This window comes from Streptomyces sp. CG4 (assembly GCF_041080655.1).
Classification (GTDB): domain Bacteria; phylum Actinomycetota; class Actinomycetes; order Streptomycetales; family Streptomycetaceae; genus Streptomyces.
On sequence record NZ_CP163525.1, the window covers coordinates 7,340,924 to 7,355,723 of the forward strand.

15 protein-coding genes are annotated in these 14,800 nt (G+C 71.2%); 8 read left to right on the forward strand and 7 right to left on the reverse strand.

Annotated features, from left to right (window positions below; translation table 11 throughout):
* Positions 1–68: 68 nt before the first annotated feature.
* Positions 69–461, reverse strand: a complete 393-nt coding sequence (locus AB5L52_RS33545; protein WP_351031339.1) for a DUF3099 domain-containing protein — start codon at positions 459–461, stop codon at positions 69–71.
* A gap of 245 nt (positions 462–706) precedes the next feature.
* Between AB5L52_RS33545 and AB5L52_RS33550 the strand changes: the two genes are divergently transcribed.
* Positions 707–994 (forward strand): GlsB/YeaQ/YmgE family stress response membrane protein, encoded by a 288-nt coding sequence (locus AB5L52_RS33550; RefSeq protein WP_351031336.1) that lies wholly within the window; start codon positions 707–709, stop codon positions 992–994.
* A gap of 99 nt (positions 995–1,093) precedes the next feature.
* Here AB5L52_RS33550 and tyrS read toward each other — a convergent pair whose 3' ends face one another.
* The 3 genes from tyrS to AB5L52_RS33565 form a co-directional block, all read right to left on the reverse strand.
* A complete protein-coding gene (gene tyrS, locus AB5L52_RS33555; protein ID WP_369367491.1) occupies positions 1,094–2,362 on the reverse strand; it encodes a tyrosine--tRNA ligase in 1,269 nt (422 codons plus the stop codon).
* Positions 2,363–2,428: 66 nt separating this feature from the next.
* A complete protein-coding gene (locus tag AB5L52_RS33560) occupies positions 2,429–3,823 on the reverse strand; it encodes a metallopeptidase TldD-related protein (RefSeq protein WP_369367492.1) in 1,395 nt (464 codons plus the stop codon).
* Positions 3,820–5,343, reverse strand: coding sequence for a TldD/PmbA family protein (locus tag AB5L52_RS33565; protein ID WP_351570243.1), 1,524 nt, complete (start codon positions 5,341–5,343; stop codon positions 3,820–3,822). The genes AB5L52_RS33560 and AB5L52_RS33565 overlap by 4 nt, the downstream gene beginning before the upstream one ends.
* Before the next feature lie 250 nt (positions 5,344–5,593).
* On the opposite strand from AB5L52_RS33565, the gene fabG reads away from it, so the two are divergent.
* The 3 genes from fabG to AB5L52_RS33580 all read left to right on the forward strand — a co-directional run bounded on the left by fabG (position 5,594) and on the right by AB5L52_RS33580 (position 7,620).
* Positions 5,594–6,298: a 3-oxoacyl-[acyl-carrier-protein] reductase gene (gene fabG / locus AB5L52_RS33570; RefSeq protein ID WP_351031325.1), complete on the forward strand. Its 705-nt coding sequence runs from the start codon at positions 5,594–5,596 to the stop codon at positions 6,296–6,298.
* A gap of 5 nt (positions 6,299–6,303) precedes the next feature.
* A complete protein-coding gene (fabI, locus tag AB5L52_RS33575) occupies positions 6,304–7,071 on the forward strand; it encodes an enoyl-ACP reductase FabI (protein WP_351031322.1) in 768 nt (255 codons plus the stop codon).
* Positions 7,072–7,269: 198 nt separating this feature from the next.
* Positions 7,270–7,620 carry a hypothetical protein gene (locus tag AB5L52_RS33580; RefSeq protein WP_369367493.1) on the forward strand — a complete coding sequence of 117 codons (351 nt, stop codon included), beginning with the start codon at positions 7,270–7,272 and terminating at the stop codon, positions 7,618–7,620.
* Here the strand turns inward: AB5L52_RS33580 and AB5L52_RS33585 are convergent.
* The gene (locus AB5L52_RS33585; RefSeq protein ID WP_351031316.1) at positions 7,598–8,290 is read right to left on the reverse strand and encodes a FadR/GntR family transcriptional regulator; all 693 of its coding nucleotides are present in this window, start codon (positions 8,288–8,290) and stop codon (positions 7,598–7,600) included. The two genes, AB5L52_RS33580 and AB5L52_RS33585, sit on opposite strands and share 23 nt — an antisense overlap.
* Before the next feature lie 70 nt (positions 8,291–8,360).
* On the opposite strand from AB5L52_RS33585, the gene AB5L52_RS33590 reads away from it, so the two are divergent.
* From AB5L52_RS33590 to AB5L52_RS33605, 4 genes are all read left to right on the forward strand, one after another.
* Positions 8,361–9,722 (forward strand): CynX/NimT family MFS transporter, encoded by a 1,362-nt coding sequence (locus tag AB5L52_RS33590; protein WP_369367494.1) that lies wholly within the window; start codon positions 8,361–8,363, stop codon positions 9,720–9,722.
* 115 nt (positions 9,723–9,837) lie between these two features.
* On the forward strand, positions 9,838–9,957 hold the full coding sequence (locus tag AB5L52_RS33595) for an SGM_5486 family transporter-associated protein (protein ID WP_267133403.1): 120 nt from the start codon (positions 9,838–9,840) through the stop codon (positions 9,955–9,957).
* A 180-nt stretch (positions 9,958–10,137) separates the two neighbouring features.
* The gene (locus AB5L52_RS33600; protein WP_351031311.1) at positions 10,138–10,344 is read left to right on the forward strand and encodes a hypothetical protein; all 207 of its coding nucleotides are present in this window, start codon (positions 10,138–10,140) and stop codon (positions 10,342–10,344) included.
* A 78-nt stretch (positions 10,345–10,422) separates the two neighbouring features.
* A complete protein-coding gene (locus AB5L52_RS33605) occupies positions 10,423–10,941 on the forward strand; it encodes a histidine phosphatase family protein (RefSeq protein ID WP_369367495.1) in 519 nt (172 codons plus the stop codon).
* A 66-nt stretch (positions 10,942–11,007) separates the two neighbouring features.
* Here AB5L52_RS33605 and serB read toward each other — a convergent pair whose 3' ends face one another.
* Together serB and AB5L52_RS33615 are read right to left on the reverse strand one after the other, a co-directional pair.
* On the reverse strand, positions 11,008–12,231 hold the full coding sequence (gene serB, locus AB5L52_RS33610) for a phosphoserine phosphatase SerB (RefSeq protein ID WP_351031306.1): 1,224 nt from the start codon (positions 12,229–12,231) through the stop codon (positions 11,008–11,010).
* A gap of 1,634 nt (positions 12,232–13,865) precedes the next feature.
* Positions 13,866–14,504: a streptophobe family protein gene (locus tag AB5L52_RS33615; RefSeq protein ID WP_369367496.1), complete on the reverse strand. Its 639-nt coding sequence runs from the start codon at positions 14,502–14,504 to the stop codon at positions 13,866–13,868.
* Between the last annotated feature and the right edge of the window lie 296 nt (positions 14,505–14,800).

Sequence of the window (14,800 nt, forward strand, 5' to 3'; positions counted from 1 at the left end):
ACGATTGATCTGAGCTTTTCTTGAGCTTGACGGGAGATCTGGTTCCGCTTCCGCCCCGCCCACGGCCCTCACTCCGGGTCGGACCGCTCACCACGCGCCCCCGTCGGACGAGCCGCCGCGTCCTCCGGAACGGATTCCGCCTGCGCCTCCTCCGCCCGCGGCGGCATGATCATCAGCCGCGTCGGCGCGATGCCGAACGTCGAGGGCAGCGAAGGCGGCCGCTCCCGGCCCGCGTTCGCGAGCACCACGGCGACATAGGGAAGCAGCGCACCGGCCACGAGCGCGACGAAAGCGACGTACCGCTCGACGTTCCACAGCGCCACAGCGAGGATCACCGACGCCGTGCGGATCGTCATCGAGATGACGTACCGCCGCTGCCGGCCCCGTACATCCTCCGCGAGTCCCGTCCGGGCTCCGGTGATCCGGAACACCTGGGCGCCGCCACCGTGCTGTTTCCGCATCACATTCCACCATCCGCCCGCATCGGACTCTCCCCGGCCCGCACCGTCGTCCCACACTCGGTGGGGAACCGGCCGGGACATCTCCCACGTTACGCCGAGGCTGCGACGGGTACGAGACCGGGTCGCCCGCTGCCTGCGGTAATGCCTCCGGCCCCGCCGCGCACAGGGGACCCCGACATGCGCCGTACGGCCCACCGACCCACACTGGCCGTAATGCTCACGTCGAGCCGTACGAGGAGGCAGCCATGGGCTGGTTGTGGGCGATCATCGTGGGATTCGTGCTGGGCCTCATCGCCAAGGCGGTCATCCCCGGCAAGCAGCACAGCCCGCTGTGGCTGACCACCATCTGCGGCATGCTCGGCGCCATCGCCGGCAACGCGATCGCCCGCGCCGTGGGCGTCGCGGCCACCCCCGGCATCGACTGGAGCCGGCACATCTTCCAGCTGGTGGCCGCGATCATCATCGTCGGAGCCGTGGACGCCCTCTACATGGCGACGCTGGGCAAGCGGAAGCAGCAGCGGGCCGGGGCGTGAAAACACGCTGGGGTGCAGCGCCCCGAAAGGGGCGCGGGGAACTGCGCGACCAGCCACGACGAAGCCGCAGCCGCGAGATCACCCACGCCCCCACGGCGCTCAGGCGCCCATGACCTCCACCGCGGCAAGGTTCTTCTTCCCCCGCCGCAGCACCAGCCACCGCCCGTCCAGCAGATCCTCGGACGAGGGCACCGCGTCCTCGGCGACGACCTTCACGTTGTTCACGTAGGCCCCGCCCTCCTTCACGGTCCGCCGCCCAGCGGACTTGCTGGCCACCAGACCGACCTCGGCGAACAGATCCACGACCGGACCGAGCTCGGCGACCTGGATGTGCGGCACCTCCGACAGCGCCGCGGCCAGCGTCTTGCCGTCCAGTTCCGAAAGCTCGCCCTGCCCGAACAGGGCGCGGGACGCGGCGATCACCGCGGCCGTCTGGTCGGCGCCGTGCACCAGCGTCGTCAGCTCCTCGGCAAGCGCGCGCTGCGCCGCACGAGCCTGCGGCCGCTCCTCGGTCTGCCGCTCCAGCTCCTCGATCTCCTCACGGGACCTGAAGCTGAAGATGCGCAGGAACTTGGAGACGTCCCGGTCGTCGGCGTTGACCCAGAACTGGTAGAACGCGTACGGCGTGGTCATCTCGGGGTCGAGCCACACCGTGCCGGACTCGGTCTTGCCGAACTTGGTGCCGTCCGCCTTGGTGATCAGCGGGGTGCCCAGCGCGTGCACCACGGCCTCCGGCTCGACCCGGTGGATCAGGTCGGTGCCCGAGGTGAGGTTGCCCCACTGGTCGCTGCCGCCGGTCTGCAGCGTGCAGCCGTACCGCCGGTACAGCTCCAGGAAGTCCATGCCCTGCAGGATCTGGTAGCTGAACTCGGTGTAGCTGATGCCCGCGTCGGAGTTGAGCCGCCGGGAGACGGCCTCCTTGGCGATCATCTTGTTGACCCGGAAGTGCTTGCCGATGTCCCGCAGGAACTCGATGGCCGACAGGCCCTGGGTCCAGTCCAGGTTGTTGACCATGACCGCGGCGTTCGGGCCCTCGAAGTCCAGCAGGGGCTCGATCTGCGCGCGCAGCCGCTCCACCCACTGGGCGACGATCTCCGGCGCGTTCAGCGTGCGTTCCGCGGTGGGCTTCGGGTCACCGATCAGACCGGTGGCACCCCCGACCAGGCCCAGCGGGCGGTGGCCCGCCCGCTGGATGCGGCGCATCGTCAGGATCTGCACCAGATTGCCGAGGTGCAGACTGGGCGCGGTCGGGTCGAAGCCGCAATAGAACGTGACGGGGCCGTCCGCGAACGCCTTGCGCAGTGCGTCCTCGTCCGTGGAGAGGGCGATGAGCCCCCGCCACTTCAGCTCGTCGACGATGTCCGTCACGGTTCTCGTGTCTCCTCAGTGATCTTCGGGTGGCCGGGTGACACCCGACCACGAACGCCTACGAGGTTATACGCCCTGACTGACAGAGCTCATGTTGAAATCCGGGATCCGCAGCGCGGGCATCGCGGCCCGGGTGAACCAGTCGCTCCACTCCCGCGGCAGCGTCTTCTCCGTGCGCCCCGCCTCCGTGGCCCGCCGCAGCAGGTCCACCGGCGACTCGTTGAACCGGAAGTTGTTCACCTGCCCGGTCACCTCGCCGTTCTCCACGAGGTAGACGCCGTCCCGGGTCAGGCCCGTGAGCAGCAGCGTCGCCGGGTCGACCTCGCGGATGTACCACAGACAGGTCAGCAGCAGCCCGCGCTCGGTGCCCGCGACCATGTCCGCCGTAGAGCGGTCGTTTCCGCCGTCCAGGATCAGGTTCCCGAGCGCCGGGGCCACGGGCAGCCCGGTCAGGGCCGCGCTGTGCCGGGTGGTGGTCAGGTGCTTGAGCGCGCCCCCGCCGATCCACTCGGTGGCGTGGGCCGGCAGACCGTTGTCGAACACGGACTGGTCGCCACCGGAGGAGTGGGCGACCACGAAGGGCGCGCACTCCAGGCCCGGCTCGTGCGGGTCGCTGCGCAGGGTCAGCGGCAGCTCGGCGAGCTGCTCGCCCACGCGCGTGCCGCCGCCCGGCCTGGAGAACACCGTCCGGCCCTCGGCCGCGTCCCGGCCCGACGCCGACCACAGCTGGTAGATCAGCAGATCCGCCACGGCCGTCGGCGGCAGCAGCGTCTCGTAGCGGCCCGCGGGCAGCTCCACCCGCCGCTCGGCCCAGCCGAGCCGTACGGCCAGCTCGGCGTCGAGCGCGCCCGGGTCGATGTCCTTGAAGTCCCGTGTGGAGCGGCCGGCCCACGCCGAGCGCGTACGGTCGGGCGACTTGGCGTTCAGCTCCAGCGTGCCAGTGGGCTGGTCGTGCCGCAGACGCAGTCCGGTGGACGTACCCAGATACGTCGACACCATCTCGTGGTTGGCAAAGCCGTACAGCTCGCGCCCGCCCGCACGCGCGCGTGCGAACGCCTCGCCGAGCGCCGGCGCGAAGTCGGCGAACACGGCGGAGGAGGTCTCGGCCGGCGCGTCCGTGAAGTCCGGTGCCGGCGGCACATCGCCGACCAGCGGCTGCGCGTCCTCGGCGGGCCCGGCCCCGCGCGCGGCGGTCTCGGCGGCCCGCACCAGCGGCTCCAGCTCCGCCGTGGTGACCGCCGAACGCGACACGACACCGGAGGCGGTGCCCTCCTTGCCGTCCACGGTCGCGATCACGGTGAGCGTACGACCGCGCGTCACACCGTTCGTGGTGAGCGCGTTGCCCGCCCAGCGCAGGTTGGCGGTGGAGTGCTCGTCGGCGATGACGACACAGCCGTCGGCCCGGGACAGCGCCAGCGCCTGCTCGACGATCTCGTGCGGCTTGTGGGTAGGGGCGCTCATCGACCGGCCTCCTGCGTGGTGTTGAGAATGTTGACGCCCTTGAAGAGGGCGGACGGGCACCCGTGCGACACCGAGGCCACCTGGCCGGGCTGGGCCTTGCCGCAGTTGAAGGCGCCGCCGAGGACGTACGTCTGCGGACCGCCGACAGCCGCCATGGAGCCCCAGAAGTCGGTCGTGGTCGCCTGGTAGGCGACGTCCTTCAGCTGCCCGGTGATCCGCCCGTTCTCGATCCTGAAGAAGCGCTGCCCGGTGAATTGGAAGTTGTACCGTTGCATGTCGATCGACCAGGACCGGTCGCCGACCACGTAGATGCCCCGGTCCACGCCGCCGATCAGGTCCTCCGTGGACAGCCCGGCGGGATCCGGCTGCAGGGACACGTTGGCCATGCGCTGCACCGGCACATGCGCGGGGGAGTCGGCGTACGCGCAGCCGTTGGAGCGGTCGAACCCGGTGAGACGCGCGATCCGCCGGTCCAGCTGGTAGCCGACCAGCGTGCCGTCCTTCACCAGGTTCCACGACTGCGCCTCGACGCCCTCGTCGTCGTACCCGATGGTCGCGAGGCCGTGCTCGGCGGTGCGGTCGCCGGTGACGTTCATCAGCTCGGAGCCGTACTTCAACTTGCCCAGCTGGTCGAAGGTGGCGAAGGAGGTGCCGGCGTAGGCGGCCTCGTAGCCGAGCGCGCGGTCCAGCTCGGTGGCGTGGCCGATGGACTCGTGGATGGTCAGCCACAGGTTGGACGGGTCGACCACCAGGTCGTACAGGCCCGGCTCCACGCTCGGTGCCCGCATCTTCTCGGCGAGCAGCTCGGGGATCCGCTCCAGCTCCGCGTCCCAGTCCCAGCCGGTGCCGGTCAGATACTCCCAGCCCCGCCCGGCCGGCGGCGCGAGGGTCCGCATCGAGTCGAACTCACCGCTCGACTCGTCCACCGACACCGCGGTCAACTCCGGGTGCAGCCGGACCCGTTGCTGGGTCGTCACGGTCCCGGCGGTGTCGGCGTAGAACTTGTTCTCGTGCACGGTGAGCAGCGAGGCGTCCACATGGCTGACGCCGTTCGCGGCCAGCAACCGCGTGCTCCACTCCGCCAGCAGCGCGGCCTTCTCCTCGTCGGGCACCGAGAACGGGTCGATCTCGTACGACGACACCCATGTGCGGTCCGAGTGCACCGGCTCGTCGGCCAGCTCGACGCGCTCCTCGGACCCGGCCGCCTTGATGACCTGCGCGGACAGCTTGGCCATGGCCACCGCCTGGGAGGCCACCCGGGCGGCCGCGTCCATGGTCAGGTCCACACCGGAGGCGAAGCCCCACGTACCGCCGTGCACGACCCGGACCGCGTACCCGAGCTCGGTGGTGTCCGACGATCCGGCGGGCTTGGCGTCCCGCAGCCGCCAGGACGCGCTGCGCACCCGCTCGAACCGGAAGTCCGCGTGCTCGGCCCCGAGCGCACGCGCGCGTGCCAGCGCGGCGTCGGCGAGGGCCCGTAGGGGAAGCGCCGTGAAGGCTTCGTCGATGGAATGAGGCACGGAGGTCTCCCTGCTGTCGTGGCCTGTCAGGTCCGATCATGTCGTGGCGGCGGTCCGGCGGACCACACCTTTCCCGACCGGAGCGAGGCCGCTTCTGTAGGGATCCGACAGCGACACCCCCGCGCCACTGTCGGTGCCCGATTGCCCACGGACCCGGCCGTACCGATAGGTTTTCGATGAAGCCGCCTGTCATCCAGGTGTTCGGGCGGGTTGTCGGACATCTGCAGACCGCTATCGAAAGGGTGATCCGTTGAGCCGCTCGGTTCTCGTCACCGGAGGCAACCGGGGCATCGGCCTCGCCATCGCCCGCGCATTCGCCGACGCCGGCGACAAGGTCGCGATCACATACCGCTCGGGTGAGCCGCCGGCCGGCTTTCTCGCCGTCAAGTGCGACATCACCGACCCGGAGCAGGTGGAGCAGGCCTACAAGGAGATCGAGGACCAGCACGGTCCGGTCGAGATTCTCGTCGCCAACGCCGGCGTGACCAAGGACCAGCTCCTGATGCGCATGACCGAGGAGGACTTCACCTCGGTCATCGACACCAACCTCACCGGCACCTTCCGGGTCGTCAAGCGCGCCAACCGCGCCATGCTGCGCGCCAAGAAGGGCCGCGTCATCCTGATCTCGTCCGTGGTGGGCCTGCTCGGCTCCGCGGGCCAGGCGAACTACGCCGCCTCCAAGGCCGCGCTGGTCGGCTTCGCGCGCTCCCTCGCCCGCGAGCTGGGCTCGCGCAACATCACGTTCAACGTCGTCGCGCCCGGTTTCGTCGACACCGACATGACCAAGGTGCTCAGCGACGAGCAGCGTCAGAACATCGTGTCGCAGGTGCCGCTCGGCCGTTACGCGCAGCCGGAGGAGATCGCCGCGACGGTGCGGTTCCTCGCCTCGGACGACGCCTCGTACATCACTGGAGCCGTCATTCCCGTTGACGGCGGACTGGGAATGGGTCACTGATCACCATGAGCGGAATCCTCGAGGGCAAGCGCGTCCTGATCACCGGTGTGCTGATGGAGTCCTCCATCGCCTTCCACGCGGCCAAGCTGGCGCAGGAGCAGGGCGCGGAGATCATCCTGACCGCGTTCCCGCGGCCCACGCTGACCGAGCGCATCGCCAAGAAGCTGCCGAAGCCCACCAAGGTCATCGAGCTGGACGTCACCAACGACGAGCACCTCGGCCGGCTGGCCGACATCGTCGGCGAGGAGCTGGGCGGCCTCGACGGCGTCGTGCACTCGATCGGCTTCGCGCCGCAGGACGCGCTCGGCGGCAACTTCCTCAACACGCCGTTCGAGTCGGTCTCCACGGCCATGCACGTCTCGGCGTTCTCCCTGAAGTCGCTCACCATGGCCTGCCTGCCGCTGATGCAGAACGGCGGCTCGGTCGTCGGCCTCACCTTCGACGCGCAGTACGCCTGGCCGCAGTACGACTGGATGGGCCCGGCCAAGGCCGCCCTGGAGGCGACCAGCCGCTACATGGCGCGCGACCTGGGCAAGCAGAACATCCGCTGCAACCTCATCTCCGCGGGCCCCATCGGCTCCATGGCCGCCAAGTCCATCCCGGGCTTCAGCGACCTGGCCGCCGTGTGGGACTCCCGCTCCCCGCTGGAGTGGGACCTGAAGGACCCGGAGCCGGCCGGCCGCGGCATCGTCGCCCTGCTGAGCGACTGGTTCCCGAAGACCACCGGCGAGATCATCCACGTCGACGGCGGTCTGCACGCCATCGGAGCCTGATCTTCGCAGTACACAGGTGACGCCCCGGTACCCGCTCGTACGCGGGGACCGGGGCGTCACTCGTTCGGTCCGCCGGCCGGGCGCCCACCGCTGCGGACTGCGCACCCTGGATTACGCGTGGGGACTACGCGTTGGGACTCGCGTTGGATGACGCGTTCACCCACGCGCCCCTCGCAGCCCGGCCGAGGAGGTCCCCTGGTGCGCCTGTCCCGCAGCCTGGCCCCGGTGACCCTGGCCGCGGCCCTCGTGCTCTCCCTGCCGTACGACGCGGTGCCCTACGCGCGCGTGGCCGACGGAAATCCCGCCGCGCCGAGCCTCTTCGGGGCCGCCTGCCGTACGGCCGTCCGTGGCTCCCATGTGGTGGCCTACTGCCACAATCCGTATGTCGACACCGATCGCGTGCGCCTGCACATCGAGTGCGCCCGCTGGTGGGACATCGACACCGACAGCGCGCCGGTCGACACCGGGCCCGCGATGACCGTACGGCTCAAGGGCCGGTGCTGGAAGGAAGTCCGCTCGGTCTGGATCAGTCACCAGAACGAGCACTGAACCGGCCCGGCCGGCACAGGAACGGATAGCTGGCGGCCTCGGCCGCCGCTCCCTCCGCGTCCCCGGTGCGGATCGCCTCCACCAGCCGCGCGTGGTCCATGTGCGTCTCCGGGGTCAGCTCCGCACCCACGTCCGCGCGCAGCCAGTCCCGCAGCACCTCGCCCAGATCGGCGTACACCGCCGTCATCGCGTCGTTGTGGGAGGCGGCCACGACGGCCATGTGGAAGGTGGCGTCGGCCGTCACGAAGGCCTCCGCGTCGCCCGTCTCCCAGGCCTGCTCGCGCCGCTCCATGAGCGCGTCCAACTGCTTGAGGTCCTTCTCGGTGCGTCGCTCGGCGGCCAGCTTCGCCGCGGCCGACTCCAGAGCCGCGCGCAGCTCCGCGATGTGCCGGGGGTCGGCGTCGGCGAACCGGCGGTGCATCACACCGGCCAGCTCGCTCGTCGCCACCACATAGGTGCCGGAGCCCTGCCGGATGTCCAGCAGGCCGTTGTGCGCGAGCGCGCGGACGGCCTCGCGGACGGTGTTGCGGGCGACGCCGAGCTGCTCTACCAGCTCCGGCTCCGTCGGAATGCGCGAGCCGACGGGCCACTCGCCGGAGGCGATCTGGCCTCGCAGCGCGGCGATGACCTGCTCGGACAGCGCCGAACGGCGCGGGTGGCTCAGGGGCATGGCACACCTTCGCACGACAGGACCGGGCCTGGAGACGCCGGGAATGGACAACCAATCATCCTATGATTCTATGATAGGTCTCATGGCACGAGAGGAAACCCGGACAGTGGAGCCCCGTACGGCGATGTCATCGACCGAGCGCGGTACGGCCCCCGCGACACACACCCCCGAGACAGAGCCCGGCGCGGGCCGCACGCGCGCGTGGGCGACCCGCCTGGTCGTCCTGGGCATCGTGCTGTCCGCGCTGAACCTCCGCCCGGCCATCACGAGCCTCGGCGCGCTCCTGGAAGAGGTCCGCGACGGGCTCGGCATGAGCGGCGGCGTGGCGGGCCTGCTCACCTCCGTGCCCCCGCTCTGCTTCGCGGTCTTCGGCGTCACCGCTCCCCGGCTGGCCCGCCGCTTCGGGCCGGCCGCCGTGGTGTGCGCGGGCATGGCCGCCATCACCGCGGGCCTGCTCATACGCCCCTTCGTCGGCGGCACGGCCGGGTTCCTGGGCGCCAGCGCGCTCGCCCTGATGGGCATAGCCGTCAGCAACGTGCTCATGCCGGTCATCGTCAAGCGCTGGTTCCCCGACCGGGTCGGCTCCATGACGGGCCTGTACTCGATGGCGCTCGCCCTCGGCACGTCCCTCGCCGCCGCGGTGACGGTGCCCCTGACCGACGCCATGGGCGGCAGCTGGCGGTCTGGCCTCGCCGTCTGGGCCGTCATCGCGGGCGCCGCCGTGCTGCCCTGGCTGCCGCTCGTACGGGACCGCGGCAGCGCGCCCGAGCAGGCGCAGGACCGCCGGGCGAAAGCACAGCACGCGCCCGTGGCGCAGCACAAGCCTGTGGCGCAGCACGCGCCCGTGCGGATCACCCGCAGCCGCACCGCCTGGGCGCTCGCCGTCTTCTTCGGTCTCCAGGCCACCGCCGCCTACATCACCATGGGCTGGATGCCGCAGATCTTCCGGGACGCCGGCGTCCCGGCCGGCACGGCGGGCGTGCTGCTCGCGGTCACCATGGTGATGGGCGTGCCGCTGGCCTTCGTCATCCCGCGGGTCGCCACCCGGCTGCCTCAGCAGGGGCCCATCGTGCTGGTCCTGGGCGTGTGCGGTCTCGCCGGATACGCCGGCCTGTACTTCGCGCCCGCCGCCGGCGCCTGGGCCTGGGCCGTGCTGCTCGGCGTCTCCAACTGTGCCTTCCCGCTGGCCCTGACGATGGTCGGGATGCGGGCCCGCAGCGGGCCGGGCGTGGCCCAGCTGTCCGCGTTCGCGCAGAGCACCGGCTATCTGATCTCCATCCCCGGCCCGCTGCTGGTCGGCGTGCTCTACCAGCAGAGCGGCGGCTGGGGACTGCCGATCGCCCTCATGGCGGCGCTGATGGTGCCGCAGATCGTGGTCGGTTTCCTGGCGGGCCGCGACCGCACGGTGGAGGAAGAGGCAGCCGCGCGCTGACCCTGCGACGGGCCCTGGACGCGGCGGCGCGCCGAACGCCGCGGACGGGGCTCGGAGGGGGCGACGCGCCGACCCCTCCCGGCGGGGCCCGGAAGGAGGGTGCGAGACTGGGCCCATGCAGCCTGTGCTCGACCCGAACCCGCAGAACGGTCAGAAGAAGATGCTGATCGTCTTCGGCTCGTTCTTCGCCATCTTCGTGATCATCGCCATCATCGCGACCCTCGCCTCCCCGTGACGGCGGCGTCCCGACCGCGTCTTGCGGCGGATGGTGGGGCTAGCCCCACCATCCCCTAGGGGGTCAGGGTCAGGGTCAACTGGGTGGAATTCCGGATGGGTTCGCGGCCCCGGATTCCGTAGCTTCGAGATGTGACCGCGCGAAGGTCACGGACCAGCTCGAAGACCCACGGAGGCAAGCATGTCGGCCCGCACCCACTCCCGGCCCCACCCGGCGACGACGGGCGGCGTCGACATCCGGCTGCCCTGGTGGGCGCTCGCCCTGCCCGCGCTCGCCTTCATCGCACTGCTCGTGCTGATACTGAACCCGTCGGACGCCCATGCGGCGAGCGGCGACCCGGCGATCACGCACCTCTTCGAGCGCGCCCAGCAGCTCGTCGCGCGCTGACCCGGAGCCCCCGTGCGCGGTGAAGCCGCATGTCAACTCCCTGCACCGGGTGGCCCGTTTCATGCGAAGCTGGGCGCCATGAGCGTTGAAGCACCTCGCACGATCGTCCTCCTCCGACACGCGAAGGCCGACTGGGGCCAGGAGTCCGACCACGAACGGCCCCTCGCCGAGCGCGGCCGCCAGGACGCCCCCGTCGCCGGCCGCAAGCTGGCGGACACCGGGATCACCTTCGACCTGGCCCTGTGCTCCACCGCGGTCCGCACCAGGGAGACCTGGAAGCTCGCCGTCCACGAGCTTCCCCAGCGGCCGAGGACCGTCTACGAGGAGCGGGTCTACGAGGCGTCCCTGGGCGAGCTGATCGCCCTGCTCAACGAGACGCCGGACGACGTGCGCAACCTCGTCCTGATCGGTCACAACCCGGGCGTCCACGCTCTCGCCGACGCACTCGCGGGAGAAGCCGAGGGTGAGGTGCTCGCGCGGATGAACCGCACCGGCTTCCCGACCTCCGCCTTCGCGATGCTCACCTTCGAGGGCTCCTGGAAGTCCGTGGAGCACGGCGTGGCCAAGCTGGTCGACTTCTGGGCTCCGCACAGCTGACGGACAAGGGGCCCGGCACCACGCGGGGCGGTACCGGGCCTGCAGTGTCCGGGTGACCGGACCGGCTCAGCCCTCGTCGTGCGTGTCGGCCGCCTCGACCTCTTCGCGGGTGACGCCGAGCAGGTACAGCACCGTGTCGAGGAAGGGGAAGTTCACCGCCGTGTGCGCCGCCTCGCGGACCACCGGCTTGGCGTTGAAGGCGACGCCCAGACCGGCCGCGTTCAGCATGTCCAGGTCGTTGGCGCCGTCGCCGATCGCCACCGTCTGTGACAGCGGCACCCCGGCCTCCGCGGCGAACCGGCGCAGCAGCCGCGCCTTGCCCGCGCGGTCCACGATCTCGCCGGTGACCCGCCCGGTGAGCTTGCCGTCGACGATCTCCAGCGTGTTGGCCTGCGCGAAGTCCAAGCCCAACCGTTCCTTCAGATCGTCCGTGACCTGGGTGAAGCCACCCGAGACGACTCCGACCTGGTAGCCGAGCCGCTTCAGCGTGCGGATCAGGGTGCGGGCACCCGGCGTCAGCCGGACCTCGTTGCGCACCTTCTCCACCACCGCGGCGTCCAGCCCCTTCAGCAGCGCCACGCGCGCGTGCAGCGACTGCTCGAAGTCCAGCTCCCCGCGCATCGCCGCCGCAGTCACCTCGGCGACCTGGTCCTCACAGCCGGCGTGCGCCGCGAACAGCTCGATGACCTCGTCCTGGATCAGGGTCGAGTCCACGTCCATCACCACGAGCCGCTGGGCGCGTCGGTGCAGCCCCGCCGACACCACGGCCACGTCGACACCCAGTGCCGCCGCGTCGGAGGCGAGCGCGGTGCGCAGCGGCTCGGTCTCCACCCCGGAGACGGCGAACTCCACCGCCGTCACCGGGTACTTGGCGAGCCGGAAGATACGGTCGATGTTGCCGCCGGTCTTGGCGATCCGGGCGGCGATGGCAGCCGTCGACTCGGCGGTCAGCGGATGGCCGAGGACGGTCACCAGCGAACGCCCGAGACCGCGCGGCCGGTTGTCGCCGTGCCCCGAGATGATCTCCGCCTGCATCTTCATCGACTCGGCCCAGCTGTGCACGGTGGCCCGCAGATCGCCCTCCAGGCCGGCCGGCGGCTGGGTCACCAGCGCGCACAACACCAGACGGCCTCGGGTGACGACCTGTTCGATGTCGACCACGTCGACGAGGTACGCGGCGAGGGTGTCGAAGAGGCCCGCCGTGATGCCCGGCCGGTCCTTGCCGAAGATCTTGACGAGGAGAGTGGGGACCTCGGGGGTCTGTGAAGCAGAGGTCTGCGAAGCGCTCATGGTGTCACCACCGTATCCGGCACCCAGTGCCGTCCGCCGCCGAGGTCCGCCTGACGGACACGGAACAATGGGTGTCGCGCCGGTGTCAGGGATCTTGCTACCGGGAGACACCCTGCACACGACACACAGCGGCCCCGGCTCCACCTCGACTGTGCCACGAGAAGCCCTGACGGGCAGGCGCAGGGACAGGGGCAAGGATGCGAGCAGGGATAGGAGCAGAGGCGGGATGACGCCGGTCGGGCACTTGGCCGGGGGCGGCGGGGCGGTCAGGGGGTCAGGGGGGCGGGACGCCGGCGGTGTTGTTTCTTGCCCGGTCGGCGGGGGAGCGGGAATCCCAGGGGCGGGGCCGGAGGCTCGCATCACCCGAGAAGCCGAAGCACCCCGGATGGCTCCGCCGGGGCCGCACAGTACTCGCTGACGTGGCCGACGCCGTCGGCTCCGGGGCGGTGGGGGAGCGGCGTCGAACGGCTCGGTGCCGCCCGCGCCGCCGAACATCTCGTCTCCGGCGGTGGTCGGTCCGGCGTCCGGCGGTTCCTCGCGCAGATCTTCCGGCACCTGGAGGTCCTCCGGGAAACTGGAGATGGGGATTCGTGTCCGGGTCGGGCGGCCGGTACGGCGTACTCGGCGCGTACGGCCCGGCATCGGCGCTGTGTCCAGGGCGCCCGCCATTCCCGGTACCCGGGCCGCCGAACGGGGAGGGTTCTGCCGTACCTCCGTACTCCGGGCCTCCGGCCCCACCCGTACAGCGCCCCCACGATGTCCGAGTACCTCCTCCCTGCCACCGCTCTTCCTCGCCCCGGCTCCGCCCGGTCCCTCTCGCCCCTGCACCCCGCGACCTGCCCAAGCCGTCCCCGCCGACGCCGTCCGCGCACCCGCCGCCCCGCTGGCCCTCGCCGCCGATGCACCGTACGCCCCAGGCCCGCGCCCCGCACCGCGCTGAGCAGGAGGGCCGTGCCGAGGTGGCCGTGCAGTTGGAGGTCCGAGCCCAAGGCATCGAGGCCCAGCATGGACAAGGAGGCGCTCACCGCCACGTTCGTCAGGTGGGCGGCGAGCCTAGTCCGGGGCGTTGTCCGGCGGCCGAAGCTCGAGGGTACGGTCGGAGGGCCCGTGTCCGAGAGTGTTGTCCGGCGGCCGCAGTCCGAGGCCACGGTCGGACGGCTGAGGTCCGAGGACGTTCTCTGGTGGCCGAAGCCCGAAGGCATGGTCGAACGGCCGGAGCCCGGACGCTCCGGCCCGGCGGTCGTAGCGCGAGGACGTGGGCGGACGGTCGTGATCCGAGGACTCGGCAGGGCGGTCGTATCACCGGCGTGCGCGTGGCCGTCAGGACCCTGGCCAGCAGCATTGCCGGCGCCGCCGCCACGGCCCGTAACCACACCCGGCCGTCCAGCTCGGCCGTCCGGCTCGGCCAGTCGGCTCAGTGTCACGGGAGGTCGGTCGGAGCGGGGGCCGAGGAACTGGTCCAGCGGGTGGGGGAGGAGGTGCCGGTGGCGTGGCCGGTCCATGGGACGAACGGGCGGAGTGGGAGGCCGAGTCAGGCGCCGTTCCGTGTGCCGAGCGGCGCCGTGCGGCGAACCGGCCCGGATGGTCGGCGCCGATCGCCGCGTACGCCGCTGCCGCGAGCCGCGCCGCCACGGTCACCAGCAGCACGGTGACGAGGGTCGAGACCGCCGGCCGTACCACCCGGTGCACGGCGGACCAACCGGGCGGAAGGGGAGCGCGGCGGGCAGGGTGATCAGTAGGCCGCAGGCACGCCGGCCCGCACCGTCGAGGGATGCGGCCACCGTGTCCACGGTGAAGCCGACCGAGATCTTGGCGTGGACGAGGGGCCCGATCCGTTCCGGCAGCGGTCCGCCCGTGCCATCGAGACCGCGGACGCCCGCTGCACCACCTCCCTTGCCACTCCCCGCCCGTCCGGCCGGCAAAGGTGCGAGAAGCACAACCACCGTGCCCGCGTGGGTGAGGAGTTCGGCGGGGGCGACGACAACTCCGGCCGTGCGCAGGGAGCGTAGGAAGAACCACGAGAACAGCAGGGCACTCACCAGGCTCCCCCCGAGTGGCGTGATTTCGACGGTGGTGTGAAGGTCGGCGCCTTTCAGGCTGAAGGCGGACACATCGCCGGCCGTTGTGGCACTCGGGAGCCGCAGGCCGAGCGCGGCCGTGCCTGCCATCCCGGTCAACGCCCAGCTCACCGCGGCTATTGCCGACAACGCGACGTCCTTCCGGGGCACCGCCGTAGCGCGCCGCGCGCTCACGCCACTCGCGGCAGCCTCCATCACAGCACCTCGATTTTCACGGCAGACCCCCCTGATTTCACGGCAGGCCCCGCGATCCGCCGTTGTCGCAGACCCCCGATCCGCAGCGCGACACCGGGGCCGGGTCTGTCCCCCTCGCCGGGATTACCACGCTCCGGCCCGGTTCAACCCCCGTCGTCGGGGCGAGTTGGAGCGCGTGAGGGCGCTCATGACAAGGCCCGGGTTTCGGTCAGGGGGCGGAGCCTGGAATAGTTCCCCACGATGTTCGACATCCCTAGACTCCCTGCGATGGGGGTAACTCGGGGGACAACTCAGTG